A 16,487-nucleotide genomic window follows, 5' to 3' on the forward strand; every position below is an offset into this window, starting at 1 on the left:
CTCAGCGCTCCTCAATCAGAGTAATTTGGTCAAAAGGCGCCCGAGGGCGCCCGGTGCCGCGTGCAAGCTTTGCAATCGCGGCCTCGATTTTATCTTTGTTCTCAGCCATCCAGACATAGGCGGTCTGGTGAGAGGGGCGCGCGCCAATCAAATGCATATCCGCCGACAGCCGCTCGGGCACAAGGGCCCGCACGATGCGGTTGTCGATATCAATCTCGACACGGTAGCATTCGGTTGCTGGATCGCGGCCCCTGATCTCCATTACCGGTAAGTCACCTGTTTCACCGCCGCGATCACTTCATCCGTGGTGACAAGCGCCAGTTTTTCCAGGTTTGCGGCATAAGGCATGGGAACATCTTTGCCGGTGAGGGTGATGACGGGCGCGTCGAGGTAGTCGAACGCCTCTTGCATCACTACCGAGCTGATGTAGCTGCCGACCGAGCCTTGCGGCCAGCCTTCTTCCACAGTCACCAGACGGTTGGTTTTCATCACCGAGTTGATGATCGCACCCGTATCCATCGGACGGATGGTCCGCAGGTCGATGACCTCGGCACTGATGCCGTCTTCGGCCAGTTTGTCGGCGGCTTCCAGTGCGAATTGCATACCGATGCCAAAGCTTACGATGGTCACATCCGAGCCTTCGCGCCAGATGCGGGCTTTGCCCAGCGGGACGGTCAGGTCATCCACTTGGGGCACGTCGAATGAACGGCCGTAGAGGATTTCGTTTTCCAGGAAAACCACCGGGTTGGGGTCGCGGATCGCCGATTTCAACAGGCCTTTGGCGTCGGCGGCTGAGTAGGGTGCAACAACCTTGAGCCCAGGCACCTGCATGAACCAGGCTGTGTAATCCTGACTATGCTGGGCTGCCACGCGCGCGGCTGCACCATTGGGACCACGGAATACGATGGGGCAACCCATCTGCCCGCCGGACATATAGAGTGTCTTGGCGGCAGAGTTGATGATCTGATCCATCGCTTGCATGGCAAAGTTGAAGGTCATGAATTCGACGATTGGTTTCAGCCCTGCCATGGCAGACCCGACAGCAATACCGGTGAACCCATGTTCGGTGATCGGCGTATCGATCACACGCTTGGCCCCGAACTCGTCTAGCAATCCTTGCGAGATTTTGTAGGCACCCTGATACTCGGCGACTTCTTCGCCCATCAGATAAACATCTTCGTCGCCACGCATTTCTTCGGCCATGGCGTCACGCAAGGATTCACGCACGGTTTGTTGCGCCATTTCAGCATCCGCTGGCCAGTCAGGCGATAGGTCCACAACCGGAGCAGCCGGTGCCGCGGCAGGAGCGGGCGCCTCAACCGCCGCAGGGGCGGCTTCGGCAACCGCTGCGGCTGCGGGTGCAGCCGCTGGAAGCGCCGAGGCGTCTTCGCCTTCTTCGACCAGAACCGCGATTGGGGTGTTTACCTTGACCCCTTCGGTCCCTTCGGCGATCAGGATCTTACCGACGATGCCCTCATCAACGGCTTCGAACTCCATGGTTGCTTTGTCGGTTTCGATCTCGGCCATGATGTCGCCTGAGGATACGGTGTCGCCTTCCTTAACCAGCCATTTGGCCAGTGTGCCCTCTTCCATCGTGGGCGAAAGGGCGGGCATGAGAATTTCAGTTGCCATGTCTTATTCGTCCTCTCAGGCGTAAATGTCAGTCCAGAGCTCATCCAGCGACGGCTCGGGGCTTTCTTTCGAGAATTCGGCGGCTTGGTTGACGACCTCTTTGATCTCTTTATCGATCGCTTTCAGGTCATCTTCGGTCGCGTGTTTGCCGGTCAGCAACAGCTCGCGCACATGTTCGATCGGGTCGCTTTGTTCGCGCACCTTCTGAACCTCTTCGCGGGTGCGATACTTGGCCGGGTCAGACATCGAGTGACCGCGATAGCGGTAGGTCTTGACCTCAAGGATATAGGGACCTTTGCCAGCGCGGCAGTGGGCAACAGCTTTTTCGCCCGCGGCTTTGACCGCCAGCACGTCCATCCCGTTGACGATCTCGCCGGGGATGCCGAAAGCCTCGCCACGGTGGTAGATGTCTTTAGTGGAGGTCGAACGCGCCTGGGAGGTGCCCATGGCGTATTGATTATTCTCGATCACGAAGACAACTGGCAATTCCCAGATTGCCGCCATATTGAACGTCTCGTAGACCTGACCCTGATTGGCCGCGCCGTCACCGAAATAGGTGAAGGTCACACCGCCGTTCTCTTTGTATTTGTCGGCGAATGCCAGGCCAGCACCCAAAGGCACCTGAGCACCAACGATGCCATGGCCGCCATAGAAATGCTTCTCTTTCGAGAACATATGCATCGAGCCGCCTTTGCCTTTCGACAGACCGCCTTCGCGCCCGGTCAATTCGGCCATCACGCCGCCCGGCTCCATGCCGCAGGCCAGCATGTGGCCGTGGTCGCGGTATGACGTAATACGCTTGTCGCCTTCCCTGGCCGCGGCCTCAAGGCCCACAACAACGGCTTCTTGTCCGATGTACAGGTGACAGAACCCACCGATCAGACCCATGCCGTAGAGTTGACCGGCTTTTTCCTCGAATCGGCGGATCAGCAGCATCTCACGGTAATAGGTCTTAAGTTCCTCCGCAGAAACATTTGGTTTCTTTGTGGTTTTTCGCGCAGCCATTGTGGCGATCTCCCCCTCTTGGACAGATAGTTTAGCGTTAAACTATTTCATAGAGTATTTCGTGCCATCTGGCGAGTGTTAATGTGACGCGGGGGCAGTGTGCACAGATTGCGGCCCGAGAGAAACTTTGGAGAAGATTTTCGGCAGGAGGTCTTTCAACGAAAAACCCCGTCCCGTCGGCCGGTTAGCGAATGACAATCTCATCGGAACGGATCATGCCAAGAACAGAGCGCGCCTGTTGGTCCAGCAGATCAAGATCCAGATATGTGTCCGACAGACGGCGGGTGAGGTTTTCCATCCGCGCGATCTCATCGCTCAGCTGCGTAAGATCGCGTGACAGCGCATCGCGTTCGGAGGCGATTTCCACCCTGCGGAACAGGCCATAATCACCCTGAACGGCGGCAAAGGTGAAATAGACGCCCAGCATGAAGGCGATTGAAAAGAATATGAATGCGCCCAGACCGGGCCGATAGGAACGGGTCACCGTGTTAACCACCGTACAAAGAACTGCCTCAGAAACGTGCCCTTGGCGGGCATCTGTTTGCACTATGTCACAGGTGATTCGGCTTGTGAATCCCCTCAGTTAACAAAAAGCCAAAGCTTGCTTGCCCGGCGGCAGGCGCCTTACTGGTCCAAAGCAGCGACGCCGGGCAGAGTTTTGCCTTCCATCCATTCAAGGAACGCGCCACCGGCAGTCGAGATGTACGAAAAGTCCTGTGCAGCGCCGGAAGCATTGAGTGCAGCGACCGTATCCCCACCACCGGCTACCGAAGTCAATTTGCCGTCACGAGTCAGAGCCGCAGCTTTGAGCGCTGCAGCGTTTGTGGCGGTGTCGAAGGGGGTGAGCTCGAACGCGCCCAGAGGGCCGTTCCAGATCAATGTCCGGCTCTTCTCAAGCACTTCCGAAACTACGGCCACGCTTTCAGGACCGGCGTCCAGAATCATGGCATCGGAAGGGCATTGATCGGCGGGCAGTACCTGATGTGGCGCGTCAGCTTCAAATACTTCGGCCACCACGATGTCACAGGGCAGGAGGATAGTGCAGCCTGCGGTTTTGGCCTTATTCAGGATCTTTGTGGCTGTGTCCGTCATGGTGTGTTCGGCCAGCGATCTGCCGACGTTTTGTCCCTTGGCCACAAGAAAGGTATTTGCCATGCCACCGCCGATCACAAGATAATCGACCTTCTCGATCAGGTTGCCGAGCAGGTCCAACTTGGTTGATACCTTCGCGCCGCCAACAACTGCCGTGACAGGCCGTTTGGGGGCGCCCAACGCGGCCTCCAGCGCGCTTAACTCCTGCTGCATCAGACGTCCGGCACAGGCCGGCAGCAGACGGGCCAGCGCCTCGGTCGAGCTATGGGCGCGATGTGCGGCCGAGAACGCATCGTTGCAGTAGATGTCGCCCAGCTTGGCCATGCCTTCGGCCAGTGTCTTGCTGTTTTTGGTCTCGCCAGCATGGAAGCGGGTGTTTTCCAGCAGCAGTACTTCGCCATAGATTAGCGATGCGGCAGCGGCTTCTGCATCGGGGCCGACGCAATCATCTGCAAAACGAACCGGTGCACCGAATGCGGCCTCAAGCGCGGGCACCAGTTGTTTCAGGGACATCTCAGCGACGCGCTCGCCTTTTGGGCGCCCGAAATGCGCCAGCAAGATCGGCTTACCGCCTGAGGTTAGAATATCGCGTATGGTGGGTACGATGCGTTGGATGCGGGTGTCATCGGTGACGATTCCGTTCGCGACGGGCACATTGATGTCCACACGTACCAGAATCCGTTTGCCGTTCAGATCCATATCGTCCAGAGATTTCCAGCCCATCGCGTCTATCCTTGCCCATTGCATCCTGTGTCAGCGGTTCTTTTCCTGCATTTTGCCTTCAGGTCAATGCGTGACTTGGCTTTCGCGCGTCCGCGTCTTAGGTATTTGCGCAAGTTTCAAAGACAGGAGGGCCAGATGGCCGAGATCAAAGACCCCGAAAACACGATCATCATCGAGCTGAAGGACGGCAATGTCGTTATCGAATTGCTGCCCGATGTAGCCCCTCAGCATTCGGCTCGCATGAAAGAGCTGGCCCGCGGTGGCGAATATGACAATGTTGCCTTTCACCGCGTGATCGACGGGTTCATGGCCCAAACCGGCGACGTACAGCACGGTGACATGGAAGACGAGTTCAACCTGCGCATGGCTGGTACTGGTGGTTCGTCGCTGCCGAACGTTCCGGCTGAGTTCTCGAAATTACCCCATGACCGGGGCACTTTGGGTGCGGCGCGCTCGGCCAACCCGGATTCGGCCAACTCGCAGTTCTTCATCAATTTCGGCGACAACCACTTCCTGAACGGTCAGTACACGGTTTACGGACGCGTTATCGACGGGATGGAGCATGTGGACGCCATTGTGCGCGGTGAGCCGCCTGCAAGCCCGGACCGGATGATCAGCGTCAAGGTGGCCGCCGATGCATAAGCTGGCCGCCGCATTTGTCCTGATGGCCAGCCCTGCGCTGGCTACGGGCCTTGAGATCGAGATTGAAGGTGAGGGGGCTAATGGCACTGTCACTGTTGATCTGTTCGAAGATCTTGCACCTAAGCATGTTGAGCAGATTACTGCTCTGGCTGCAGCCGGTCAGTATGATGGCGTTGTATTTCACCGCGTGATCGACGGCTTCATGGCGCAGACCGGTGATGTTGAGTTTGGTCGTGTCGGCGGCGACATGCGTCGCGCGGGCACTGGCGGCTCGGACCGCCCCGATCTGCCAGCCGAGTTCTCGGATTTTGACTATGAACGGGGAGTTGTAGGGATGGCGCGGGCGCAGGACCCCGACAGTGCCAACTCGCAGTTCTTCATCATGTTTGAGCCAGGCCCGTTTCTGAACGGTCAGTACACCGTTGTTGGTCAGGTGACAGACGGAATGGACGTGGTTGATACGATCAAGCGGGGGGATGGCCCGAATGGCGCCGTGATCGGGCAACCTGATGCGATGAAAAAGGTCACTGTGACCGAATAAACAGAAAGCCCCGGCCGCGACTGCAGGCCGGGGCTTTCTGACGTGATTTGATCAATCGTCAGTCGACATGGCCCGCCAGATCAGCGCGCCAATCGCGCCGCCGATCAAGGGTGCGACCCAAAACAGCCAAAGCTGAGCCAGCGCCGGACCATCGGCAAACAGGGCTACGCCCGTTGATCGGGCAGGGTTCACGGATGTGTTCGTAACCGGGATCGAGATCAAGTGGATCAGTGTCAGTCCCAATCCGATGGCGATCGGGGCAAACCCTGCTGGCGCTCCGCTGGAGGTTGCACCCAGAATGATCACGATGAAGAACGCCGTCATGACGATTTCGATCACAAGGGCCGACATGAGCGAATAGCCCTCGGGGGAGGCTTCGCCATACCCGTTCGAGGCAAATCCTCCAACCCCTTCGAACCCGGGTGCTCCGCTGACAATCAGATACAGAACTGCTGCCGCTGCGATGGCGCCAATCACCTGAGCGATCCAATAGGGGATCAGATCCTTGGCGTCGAACCGCCCGCCGATCATCAGGCCAAGGCTGACAGCAGGGTTGAAATGCCCGCCCGAGATATGCCCGACCGCATAGGCCATGGTCAGTACGGTCAATCCAAAGGCGAAAGATACGCCCAGCCAGCCGATGCCAACATCTGCAACGCCAGCTGCCAGTACCGCGCTACCGCAGCCGCCAAGTACAAGCCAGAACGTGCCAAAGAATTCGGCCATGAGTTTTGATGACATTAAAAGTCCTCCAGAAAACAATGAGTTTAAGATTAATTCAAAAATCACTTTTTGTGAAACTGGGCCACAGCGGGGAATTTTTTAAGTGATGCCGCACTGCTGTTCGTAACCGGGCGCGCTGACGGCTGGAGAGTTCATCGCCACGCCGCCAACGCGCTGCTAACGCTATTTGTCGGCCTTCTTTCTTACGAGTTGCGCCGCAAACGATACGCCGGTTCCAGGGCCTGCATAGGTCACCATTATTACGTCGTCGATATAGACGCCCTGGAAAATACCGGATGACACATCGTCGCCTGAAATTCCGGCCTCGGCCAGAACAAAGCTGTTGGGATCTGCAAGGCTGAAGGTGCCCATGGCTTCTTCGACGATCCAATCCTTATCGCCGATGCGGCGCCAGCGATTGGTAGCGGTGATGAGGTTGCCGTCAAGCTTGACGATCTCTAGCTCCATCTCAGTGCGCAACAGTCCCTTGTCATGATTGGGATTTGATTTTGCGAAGGCGACCAAATACGTCCCGGTCCAAGTCCCGACGATCTGAGGGAAGCCGCCGCCCTCATTCGCCGATACAGGTGCAGCCAGAGCCAGAGCCAGCGCGATGGAAAGACGTTGGATTAATTTGCGTATCATAGGGGACCTCCGGTGAATTTGTGGAATGTATCCACGCTAGCGGAGCGAATGAGTTTCGCAAAGAGGTGCAGCAGCATCCTGTTTACTGGTCCGTACCAAACAAAAACGCCGCAGAGTTTCCTGCGGCGTTCATCGTATCAAAATGTGAATTCCGGCGTTACTGCTTAACTTCCGCAGCAGGGTTGGCGCCCGGCTTGCCGCCGCGACCTGGGTTCAATGGGTCGTCCTGGCGCTGAACGGACCCTTCGAAATGCGCGCCGCTTTCGATGGCGATGGTCTTGTGGATGATGTCGCCTTCAACCCGCGCGGTCGAGGTCAGGCGGACCTTCAGGCCACGCACACGACCTACGATACGGCCATTGACCACGACGTCATCAGCTGTGACTTCGCCCTTGATGGTGGCGGTCTCGCCGATGGTCAGCAGGTGGGCACGGATGTCGCCTTCGACGGTGCCTTCGACCTGAATGTCACCCGAGGTCTTAAGGTTACCGGTGATGTGCAGATCAGATGACAGAACTGATGCGGGCGGCTTTGGCTTGGGCGGGGTGCTGGCCTTGGTTTCAGCCGGTGCAGGAGCCGCCGGAGTGGTCGGTGCGGCCGGTTTCGCTGCCTCAGTCTCTTTCGATCCGGGTTCGTTGATTTTGCTCTTAGAAAACATTTCTCGCAGCCTTGATGTAAGTCATTGGGTTTACAGGTGTTCCGTTCACGCGCACCTCATAGTGCAAATGCGTGCCAGTAGACCGTCCGGTGCTACCCATATCAGCAATATGATCCCCGCGCGAGACCCTTTGACCGACCTTTACGCGTATCTTGGTGTTATGAGCGTAAAGTGTCTCAATCCCAAAGGCGTGCTTGATCTTGACCAGTCGTCCGAAGCCAGATTGCCAGCCTGCATGAGTGACGACGCCATCGGCTGTGGCAAAGATATCCGTACCGGTTGCACCGGCGAAATCCGCACCGTTATGCATTCGACGACCGCCTGTCTTAGGGTCACGTCGCGTACCATAGCCGCTGGTATAGCGGACGGCGGCACGCACAGGGCTGGCGAAGGGGGCCTTTTCGGCAGCAATGCGATAGAGGTTCAGTTGGTCCATCTGTTCCAGCAGGACGTTGGCGCGGATCTGGTCGGGGGTCAGTTCCTCACCGCGTGTGCTGAAGGATAAAGGGGTCAGCGGACCGCCGACACCGCTATATCCGCGCCGAACTTCGTCGAGGATACGATCTGTTGGCATACCCGCTTTGCGGAACATCTTGTCGAGGGGCTCGACCGAGATCACCATTGCCTCTTCCAGCTGGCGGAAAATCTCGTCGCTGCGTTCCTGCATCAGTCGAATCTCAAGCTCAAGCTCGTCGCGCTGATCCAATGCACCTTGCGCGTCAGCGGCGATCTGGTCGCGCTGCGCGGCGGTGCGCGACAGAGCATCCGTCATGAACGCCATCTGTTCGGGGTTGGCCGTCGCCATCATGTAAGCCGCACCGCCATCGGTGCTTTGTAGCAGCTCGGCCAGTTCGCTGCGGGCATCCTCACGCTGCTTCATCGTGGCGCGCAGTGTGGTCTGGATCACTTCGATTCCGGTTTCCAGCTCGCGGCGGCGATTTTCCGATTCCAGCAATTCGGATTGCATGACAGAAATCTGTTCGAGCGCTACGTTGAACCGGTCATGCGCTGCCAAAGCCTCGGCTGCGCGTGTGTCGCGCTCTTGCGATAAAATATTCAGGCGTTCCTGATAGGTGGCCTGATCACGCTTGGCTTGTTCCCGGAAGTTGCCCGACCCGATGCTGTCCATCAGCAGGATCGAGGTCGCAATCGCGGTCCATGCGACCATGACCGAAACGCCCGCGACTGCAGCGATCTGGGTTTCCGAACTTAATCGGATGAACCGCGTGTCATCGTCAGATTTAAGAAATACCCGGCGCTCAGGAAAGTGCCGCTCAAGCAGTGAGTGTAGTTTGATTGCCAGACGTGTCCGCACGCGTCCTACCTCAATTGTCCCCATATCTCGGAGCCGGTCGTGAGTGAGTAGCCGCTCCTTGACGCGATTGCATAGAGAGGTCGGGCCGTTCGGGCAAGTTTGTTAACCAATCGAGGGCGACGAACGGAGTTTTATCGCGCGTGATCGGCGGGAATTTGCCGATCGCGTGCGTTTGCTATCAATCTGACACAACTCCGGGTGGTGGCAGATCCTCGGTTAGTGGCCAGTAGAAATCAGGTGGCAACCCGGCCTCGGCGCGTTTCTCTTCGTTGAAAGGTGGTTTCAGCGCGCCGTGGAAATAGCGGCGGACAAGCTGGTGGAAGACCTCCTTGGGATCGGCATTCTCGCGCCCGCACAGGAAATGGAACCATTTCGAGCCATACGCTACGTGACCCACTTCCTCGGCATAGATCACTTCAAGAGCGGCCACCGCGTCCTCGGCCTTGGCCCTTCGGAAGATGTCGATCATTCCAGGGGTCACGTCCAACCCGCGCGCCTCAAGCACCATGGGCACTACCGCAAGACGACCCATCAGGTCTTCTGCGGTGTCTTCGGCAGCGCGCCACATTCCCGCATGTGCGGGCAGGGCGCCATAATGGCTGCCCATTCGTTCCAGACAGTCGCAGACCATCTCGAAATGGCGCGATTCTTCTTCGGCGCACTTTACCCAGTCGTCGTAGAAACCGATGGGCATGGGAACGTGGCCAAACCGGGCGATGATATCCCAGTGCAGGTCCACCGCGTTCAATTCGATATGGGCAACGGCGTGCAGCAGGGCGATACGGCCGACCTCTGATCCCGGCTTGCGGCGGGGCACGTCGCGCGGGGACAACAATTCGGGTTTCTCAGGTCGCGCGGGATAAAGCGGCGGCGCGGCTGTGCCGATTTCGATCTCTGGCGTATCGCCTTTGCGGGCGGCGAACCAGGCCGCTGCGTATGTCTTGGACAGGGCTGTTTTCTCGTGCCCCACCGCCGTGGTCAGAACCTCGGTCGCCATTTCGGTTAGTGTCTTGGCCACTTCTTTTCCCACCTTTGTTGCAATCCGCGCGGGTCATAGACCGTATGCCCGCGCAGGTCGAGAGGGTCAGAGCGCGCGCACCGCCTCAAGTACTTCATCCACGTGACCCGGAACTTTCACCTTGCGCCAGGCACGGGCGATCTTGCCTTCAGCGTCGATCAGAAAGGTCGAACGTTCAATACCCATAGATTTACGCCCGTACATGTTCTTTTCGACCCAGACGCCATAATCCTCGCACACGGTCTGGCCGTCATCGGACAGCAGCGGCGTAGTCAGACCATGTTTGGCCACGAACTTGTCATGCTTGGCGACAGTATCGCGCGAGATGCCGAAGATATTAGCGCCCGCATCTGCAAAGGCCTGCAACTGCTCCGAGAATCCGATGGATTCCTTGGTGCAGCCCGGCGTATCATCGCGGGGATAGAAAAACAGGACGACTGCGCGGCCACGCTGTTCCGACAGGGACACTTCGCCGCCGCCGTCGCGGGGCAGAGTAAAGTCGGGTGCGATGTCTGAGACTTCGGGCATATTCAAACTCCGGCTGGGAAATTAACGGTTGCTGCTTATCATAGGGCTCCGTTGGCAGGTTGAAAGGCGTGGGGCGCAAATTGGTCCAGCAAGAACAGCAGGATGACGCGCAAGCGGGCAACAAACCGCGCCGCCGATCGCGTCGGCGAACGGCCGGGCTGTGGACATTGCGCGGCGTCTTCATTCTTGTTTTTCTGGCGCTGATCACAGGGTTCATGGCGATTGGTCATCGTTTACACGCGCCAGTCTGGTTACGTGACCGGGTAGAGGCACGTATTGATGCAGCGCTGGGCGGTGTAAAAGTGCAGTTCGGCGATGTCAGTTTCATAATCCACGAAGGCTGGCGTCCGCGATTGCGCCTGACCGATGTCCGTATCAGTGATGCGGCGGGACAGCAGATTGCCGAAGTGTCGGACCTGCGAGCCAGCTTGTCGATGCGCCCACTGCTGCGCGGTCATGTGCGGCCAAAACGAATTATCCTGGAGGGCGCTCAAATTGCGCTGACCAGAGGTGTCGACGGCGCTTTGTCGCTGACCGTTGGTGCAGGCAGCGCTCCGGTTGGACAGGCGCCGAACCTCGCGCAGTTGATCGAAAGATCGGACGCCGTTTTCATGTCGCCCATCCTCTCGGCCCTGACCTCGGTCGAGTTGGATGCGATCACGCTGGATTATCAGGATCTTCGGCTGGGGCGGTCCTGGGTTCTGGATGGCGGGCGCATTCAGGCCACCCGCAGCGCGGGCGAAGTCCGGCTGGCCACAGGTTTCTCAGTTCTCGCCGGGCGTGATTACGTCAGCATGATCGAGGCCAACTATACCAGCCAATTGGGCAGTCCGACCGCACGGTTTGGCGTGTCGATCACCGATCTTCCGGCCGAGGACATTGCCGGTCACAGCCCGGCCCTTGCCTGGATGCAGGTGCTCAAAACTCCGATCTCGGGTGCTCTTCGAGGCAGCGTTGATGCCGAGGGCGCGCTGGGGCCGGTTTTTGCAACGCTGAATCTGGGTGTGGGTGCGGTACAGCCGACACTGGAAACGACCCCGATCAAATTCGATTCGGCGCGAACCTATTTCACTTACGATCCAGCGCGGCAGGTGTTGGATTTCAATGAGGTCTCGATCAGTTCTGCCTGGGGAACCGTGCAGGCGGATGGCAAGGCTTTCCTGCAGGGGGTCAACGCCGGGGGATTGGACAGTATGTCAGCGCAGTTCCGACTGAGTGGGATCGAGGTCAATCCGGCCAATTTGTTCCCCGAGGCGCTGAACCTGACGAAGGCCGATGTGGATTTTCAGATGAAGCTGGCGCCGTTCCGGTTGCAACTGGGGCAGATGACAATCGAAGATGGTGCACACCGCGCGCGGTTGAGCGGGTCTCTGGCGGGTCTCTCCGAAGGCTGGGTGGCTGAAATCGATGCGCAGATTGATCGGATGAAATCCGATCAGCTGCTGAAATACTGGCCCGAACGGCTGGCCCCGAAACCGCGCCTCTGGGTCACCGAAAATGTACATTACGGCGAGATGTCAGATCTGGACTTCGCCCTGCGGTTGCGGCCTGGTGAAAAGCCCGACATCTACTTGGATTTCGAGTTTGAAAACACCAAGGTTCGATTTGCCAAAACGTTGCCGCCCATTGAGAACGCGCAGGGGCAGGCCAGCTTGCTCAACCGTCGCTTTACAGTATCGGCGCAACAGGGAATCGTGATCGCGGATAAGGGTGGGGCGGTCGACGCCTCGGGTACTTCGTTCATCATCCCCGATACGAGCATCAAGAAAACAACTCCGGGAATTGCGCGCATACGGGCCAGCGGCAGCGTAACAGCGGCTTTGTCCCTTCTGGACAGGCCGCCGCTGCAATTGCTGACCAAGGCCAATCTGCCGGTTGATCTGGCGGATGGTCAGGTCAGGCTTGGTGGGACACTTTCATTGCCCCTGATCAAGGGGCTGAAACTCAACGATACCCGGTTTCATTTCACCGGAGAGCTGTCGAATCTGGATAGCGACAAACTGGTGCCGGGTTTCAATATCAGTGCTGACCGCCTGACCCTGACCGGAGATCAGTCGCAGGTGGCCATCGAAGGCGACGGGCTGTTCGGCGTAGTTCCTGTCGTGGCCGCTTGGCGCCAGCCAATTGGCGGAGACACCCCGCAACGCAGTGAATTGACGGGAGAGATCGAGCTCTCGCCGCGCCTGATGGAGCAGATCAACGCCGGGTTGCCGCGCGGGATGCTGGTCGGGCAGGGGATCGCTGAATTCAATCTCAGCCTCGGCGCTGGCGAGCCTCCGCGCTTGACCGCAGATTCTGATCTCGTGGGTGTTGCACTGGCCATCCCCGAGCTTGGTTGGCGCAAACCCGCCAACACCAGCGGCACATTGATGGCCCAGGCGACGCTGGGGGCGCAGCTTAAGGTTGATGCCTTGCGGATTGACACGGCAGGTCTGCGAACCGCGGCGGAGATATCATTCCGCGACGGTACATTTGACCGGGTTCAGTTCAGTTCCTTTGAGCTGGGGGATTGGCTTGCGGTTCCGGCAGAGCTGATCGGGCGCGGGGCTGCGCTACCGGATATCCGCGTGTTGGGCGGTGTACTTGATCTGGGAAAGTCCAGTCTGGGTGAAGGCAGCAATGGCGGCGATGAGGCAGGGCCAGGCCCAAGGCTTGACGTCACGCTGGATCGGTTGCAGGTCACTGAAACGGTTGCGTTGACCGGTTTAACCGGATCGTTCCAGACCACCGGCGGGCTTAACGGTAGTTTCGCGGCGCAGGTCAACGGGGGCGCTTCGATCAGAGGGCAGGTCACGCCACGCGCTTCTCGGTCAGCGGTTGGTTTGACTTCGGATGATGCGGGGGCGGTTCTGCGCTCGGCCGGAGTTCTGACGCAAGCTCGGGGTGGATCATTGCAGGTGCAGCTCGATCCTGTCGCCGCACCGGGAAATTATGATGTGGACCTACAGATTCGGGACACGCGGATCAAAGATGCGCCCGCCATGGCTGCGTTGTTGAACGCAATCAGTCTGGTTGGGCTGCTGGATGAAATGGCGGGACAGGGCATTTTCTTTTCGGCCATCGACAGCAAGATGCGCATCACCCCGACCGAGGTGAAGGTGCTGAGCGGCAGCGCCGTTGGTCCGTCAATGGGGTTGTCATTTGACGGAACGATCGACACGGTGGCCGGAATGCTGAACCTGCGCGGTGCAATTTCGCCAATCTATCTTGTGAACGTGATTGGCAGCATTCTGACCAAGAAGGGTGAGGGGATATTTGCCTTCAACTACACGCTGACCGGCCCGCTGACCAAGCCGCAAGTTTCAGTCAACCCGCTGTCGGGGCTTGCGCCATTGTTTCTCCGCAACCTGCTGCGCGAACCTGCGCCAACCGTGTCTGATGGTCCGAAAGCCACGACAGACCCGTCCGCAGGTCCTCGTCCGGATACTCAAACGCGCGGTGAAAATCGCTGAACTGAACGGTGGCCGAATCTTTTAGGTCGATGTATGGCGCCGCCATGAAACTCAGCGATTTCGATTTCCACTTGCCCGAACATCTGATTGCGACGCGGCCCGCCAATCCGCGCCCGTCGGCGCGGCTGCTGGTTGCGCATGGGGACTCGATTCAGGATCACCATGTGTTCGATCTGCCTGACATGCTGCGCCCCGGAGACCGACTGGTGTTGAACGACACCCGCGTGATCCCTGCGCGGCTGAGTGGCCGCCGCCATCGCGAAAGCGCACAAGGCCCTGTTTCCGCTGCGATCGAAGCGACGCTGCTGGACCCGCAATCCGATAGTTGCTGGGCTGCGCTGATCAAGCCATTGAAAAAGGTCCGACTCGGAGAGGAGATCGTGTTTTCGGATGATCTGAGCGCGACCTTGGATCGTGTCGCCGACGGCCAGGCCTATTTGCGTTTCAACCTGACCGGAGAAGATTTCGACCGCGCTCTGGAGCAGGCAGGCGCAATGCCGTTGCCACCCTATATTGCGGCGAAGCGAGCGGCGGATGAACAGGACAAGACCGATTACCAAACCGTTTGGGCGCGGAATTCCGGTGCTGTTGCGGCGCCTACTGCGTCGCTGCATTTTGACGATGCTTTGTTGAATGCGCTCGCGGAACGCGGTGTCGAATTTACTCATGTAACCTTACACGTAGGTGCAGGCACGTTCCTCCCGGTCAAGGTTGACGACGTGACCACCCATAGGATGCACGCCGAATGGGGGCGCGTCAGCGCGCAGGCGGCAGCCGAGATTGCAGCGACCAAAGCGGCGGGCGGACGGATCATTCCCGTCGGCACCACCGCCCTGCGTCTGATCGAAAGTGCTGCGCGCTCGGGGCGGATCGAACCATGGGAGGGGGAGACCGATATATTCATCTATCCCGGTTTCCGGTTCCACGTCACCGATGCGCTGATGACCAACTTTCATTTGCCGAAGTCCACTCTGCTGATGCTGGTTTCGGCACTGATAGGACAGGATCAGGTCAATGCAATCTATGATCATGCTATTGCTGGTGAGTACCGCTTTTTCTCATATGGCGACGCCTCTCTCTTGATTCCTTAGTCGCATCTTTGCCATCCGCGTCTCAACAATGTCGTATACAGGCGCGACGTGGATCGTAATTGCTTGCAAAGCGAACAAAAAACATCGGTAACTTTGGATAGGCGGAATGCTTCAGGTTCTTTCCAGCGCTTGGGCGCTTCTTCTGGGAATGGGATTGCTGATGGTCGGCAACGGCCTGCAGGGCACATTGCTGGGCGTTCGCGGCGAGATTGAGGGCTTCTCGACGCTTGAGATGTCCTTTGTGATGTCGGCCTATTTCGTTGGATTTCTGGGCGGTTCGCGTCTGGCGCCCGAGATGATCCGGCGTGTGGGCCATGTACGCGTCTTTGCGGCACTGGCCTCCTTTATCTCGGCCGTCATGATCTTGTACCCGATGCTGACCGATCCGATTGCGTGGTCGCTGGGCCGTGTAGTGATAGGGTTTTGTTTCTCGGGCGTGTATGTGACCGCCGAAAGCTGGTTGAATAACGCAGCCAACAATGAGAACCGGGGCCAGGCGCTGTCACTCTATATGATGGTTCAAATGACCGGTGTCGTCAGCGCGCAGGCACTGCTGCTGGTTGGGGACCCTGCCGGCTACGAAACCTTTGTTATCGCGTCTATCCTTGTTTCAATCTCATTCGCGCCCATTCTGCTATCCATCTCTCCGACCCCAGCGTTCGATACCACCAAGCCGATGACCTTGCGCCAGTTGATGGAAACGTCGCCGCTGGGCTGTGTCGGCATGTTCTTGTTGGGCGGGATATTTTCGGCGCAATTCGGGATGAGCGCCGTATACGGTGCACAGGTGGGGCTGAGCCTTGTCGAGATTTCGACCTTTGTCGCCGTATTTTATGTTGGTGCTGTTGTGTTGCAATATCCTCTGGGCTGGATGTCCGATAGAACGGACCGACGTCTGCTGATCATGCTGGTGGCCGCTGTTGGCGGGGTAGGTGCCCTGATCGGAATGATCCTTGGCGTTACCTTCACCATGCTTCTTGTGGCGGCCTTCATCATCGGCGGCATGACGAGTCCGCTTTATTCTCTGCTGATCGCCTACACCAACGATTATCTGGAATACGAAGACATGTCGGCGGCTTCGGGCGGGCTGATCTTTATCAACGGCCTAGGCGCTATCGCGGGGCCGATCATCACGGGTTGGCTGATGGGGACGGACGTGATCGGCCCAAAGGGCTTTTTCATGTTTATCGCCGCATTGATGTTTGCCATGGCAGCGTATGCCGCCTACCGCATGACACAGCGCGTTTACGCGCCGGTGGATGAAACGGGGACAATCATGCCGATCTACCCAACGTCGTCACCCGTTGCGATGGAAGTTGCACAAGAGGTCGTTATCGAGGCGGCGCAGGACGAGCAGGATACGCAAGAACCCGCCTGAGCGCCGGAAATGTGACTCTAGTGTTGCAATATGTTACTGTTACA

At 58.3% G+C, this 16,487-nt stretch carries 16 protein-coding genes; 5 read left to right on the top strand and 11 right to left on the bottom strand.

What is annotated here, in order from left to right:
* Position 1 precedes the first annotated feature (1 nt).
* The 5 genes from BLU89_RS02080 to BLU89_RS02100 form a co-directional block, all read right to left on the bottom strand.
* The gene (locus tag BLU89_RS02080; RefSeq protein WP_074734070.1) at positions 2-262 is read right to left on the bottom strand and encodes a hypothetical protein; all 261 of its coding nucleotides are present in this window, start codon (positions 260-262) and stop codon (positions 2-4) included.
* A complete protein-coding gene (locus BLU89_RS02085) occupies positions 262-1,632 on the bottom strand; it encodes a pyruvate dehydrogenase complex E1 component subunit beta (protein ID WP_074734071.1) in 1,371 nt (456 codons plus the stop codon). Before BLU89_RS02085 ends, BLU89_RS02080 begins: the two co-directional genes overlap by 1 nt.
* Positions 1,633-1,647: 15 nt before the next feature.
* The gene (pdhA, locus tag BLU89_RS02090; protein ID WP_074734073.1) at positions 1,648-2,637 is read right to left on the bottom strand and encodes a pyruvate dehydrogenase (acetyl-transferring) E1 component subunit alpha; all 990 of its coding nucleotides are present in this window, start codon (positions 2,635-2,637) and stop codon (positions 1,648-1,650) included.
* Positions 2,638-2,821: 184 nt separating this feature from the next.
* Positions 2,822-3,121 carry an FtsB family cell division protein gene (locus BLU89_RS02095; protein ID WP_074734074.1) on the bottom strand — a complete coding sequence of 100 codons (300 nt, stop codon included), beginning with the start codon at positions 3,119-3,121 and terminating at the stop codon, positions 2,822-2,824.
* Between the two features lie 140 nt (positions 3,122-3,261).
* Positions 3,262-4,452, bottom strand: a complete 1,191-nt coding sequence (locus BLU89_RS02100; protein ID WP_074734075.1) for a phosphoglycerate kinase — start codon at positions 4,450-4,452, stop codon at positions 3,262-3,264.
* Between the two features lie 135 nt (positions 4,453-4,587).
* Here BLU89_RS02100 and BLU89_RS02105 point away from each other — a divergent pair, with 135 nt between their 5' ends.
* Both BLU89_RS02105 and BLU89_RS02110 read left to right on the top strand, forming a co-directional pair.
* Positions 4,588-5,094, top strand: a complete 507-nt coding sequence (locus BLU89_RS02105; protein WP_074734076.1) for a peptidylprolyl isomerase — start codon at positions 4,588-4,590, stop codon at positions 5,092-5,094.
* Positions 5,087-5,635 carry a peptidylprolyl isomerase gene (locus BLU89_RS02110; RefSeq protein WP_074734078.1) on the top strand — a complete coding sequence of 183 codons (549 nt, stop codon included), beginning with the start codon at positions 5,087-5,089 and terminating at the stop codon, positions 5,633-5,635. Before BLU89_RS02105 ends, BLU89_RS02110 begins: the two co-directional genes overlap by 8 nt.
* 51 nt (positions 5,636-5,686) lie before the next feature.
* Here BLU89_RS02110 and aqpZ read toward each other — a convergent pair whose 3' ends face one another.
* The 6 genes from aqpZ to BLU89_RS02140 all read right to left on the bottom strand — a co-directional run bounded on the left by aqpZ (position 5,687) and on the right by BLU89_RS02140 (position 10,522).
* Positions 5,687-6,376, bottom strand: a complete 690-nt coding sequence (gene aqpZ, locus BLU89_RS02115) for an aquaporin Z (protein WP_074734079.1) — start codon at positions 6,374-6,376, stop codon at positions 5,687-5,689.
* A gap of 165 nt (positions 6,377-6,541) precedes the next feature.
* The gene (locus tag BLU89_RS02120; RefSeq protein ID WP_074734081.1) at positions 6,542-7,003 is read right to left on the bottom strand and encodes a hypothetical protein; all 462 of its coding nucleotides are present in this window, start codon (positions 7,001-7,003) and stop codon (positions 6,542-6,544) included.
* 157 nt (positions 7,004-7,160) lie between these two features.
* Positions 7,161-7,661: a bactofilin family protein gene (locus tag BLU89_RS02125; protein ID WP_074734083.1), complete on the bottom strand. Its 501-nt coding sequence runs from the start codon at positions 7,659-7,661 to the stop codon at positions 7,161-7,163.
* A complete protein-coding gene (locus BLU89_RS02130) occupies positions 7,651-8,976 on the bottom strand; it encodes a M23 family metallopeptidase (RefSeq protein WP_074736307.1) in 1,326 nt (441 codons plus the stop codon). The genes BLU89_RS02125 and BLU89_RS02130 overlap by 11 nt, the downstream gene beginning before the upstream one ends.
* 178 nt (positions 8,977-9,154) lie before the next feature.
* Positions 9,155-9,973 (bottom strand): ferritin-like domain-containing protein, encoded by an 819-nt coding sequence (locus BLU89_RS02135; protein ID WP_074734085.1) that lies wholly within the window; start codon positions 9,971-9,973, stop codon positions 9,155-9,157.
* Positions 9,974-10,060: 87 nt separating this feature from the next.
* Complete coding sequence (locus BLU89_RS02140; protein ID WP_074734087.1) at positions 10,061-10,522, bottom strand: peroxiredoxin; 462 nt, start codon at positions 10,520-10,522, stop codon at positions 10,061-10,063.
* Positions 10,523-10,590: 68 nt separating this feature from the next.
* Here BLU89_RS02140 and BLU89_RS02145 point away from each other — a divergent pair, with 68 nt between their 5' ends.
* From BLU89_RS02145 to BLU89_RS02155, 3 genes are all read left to right on the top strand, one after another.
* Positions 10,591-13,974: a YhdP family protein gene (locus BLU89_RS02145; RefSeq protein WP_245709640.1), complete on the top strand. Its 3,384-nt coding sequence runs from the start codon at positions 10,591-10,593 to the stop codon at positions 13,972-13,974.
* A 44-nt stretch (positions 13,975-14,018) separates the two neighbouring features.
* Positions 14,019-15,065: a tRNA preQ1(34) S-adenosylmethionine ribosyltransferase-isomerase QueA gene (gene queA, locus BLU89_RS02150; protein WP_074736309.1), complete on the top strand. Its 1,047-nt coding sequence runs from the start codon at positions 14,019-14,021 to the stop codon at positions 15,063-15,065.
* A 106-nt stretch (positions 15,066-15,171) separates the two neighbouring features.
* Complete coding sequence (locus BLU89_RS02155; protein WP_074734091.1) at positions 15,172-16,443, top strand: MFS transporter; 1,272 nt, start codon at positions 15,172-15,174, stop codon at positions 16,441-16,443.
* The last annotated feature ends 44 nt before the right edge of the window (positions 16,444-16,487 follow it).

Origin of the sequence: Ruegeria halocynthiae (genome assembly GCF_900106805.1) — a bacterium.
Classification (GTDB): domain Bacteria; phylum Pseudomonadota; class Alphaproteobacteria; order Rhodobacterales; family Rhodobacteraceae; genus Ruegeria; species Ruegeria halocynthiae.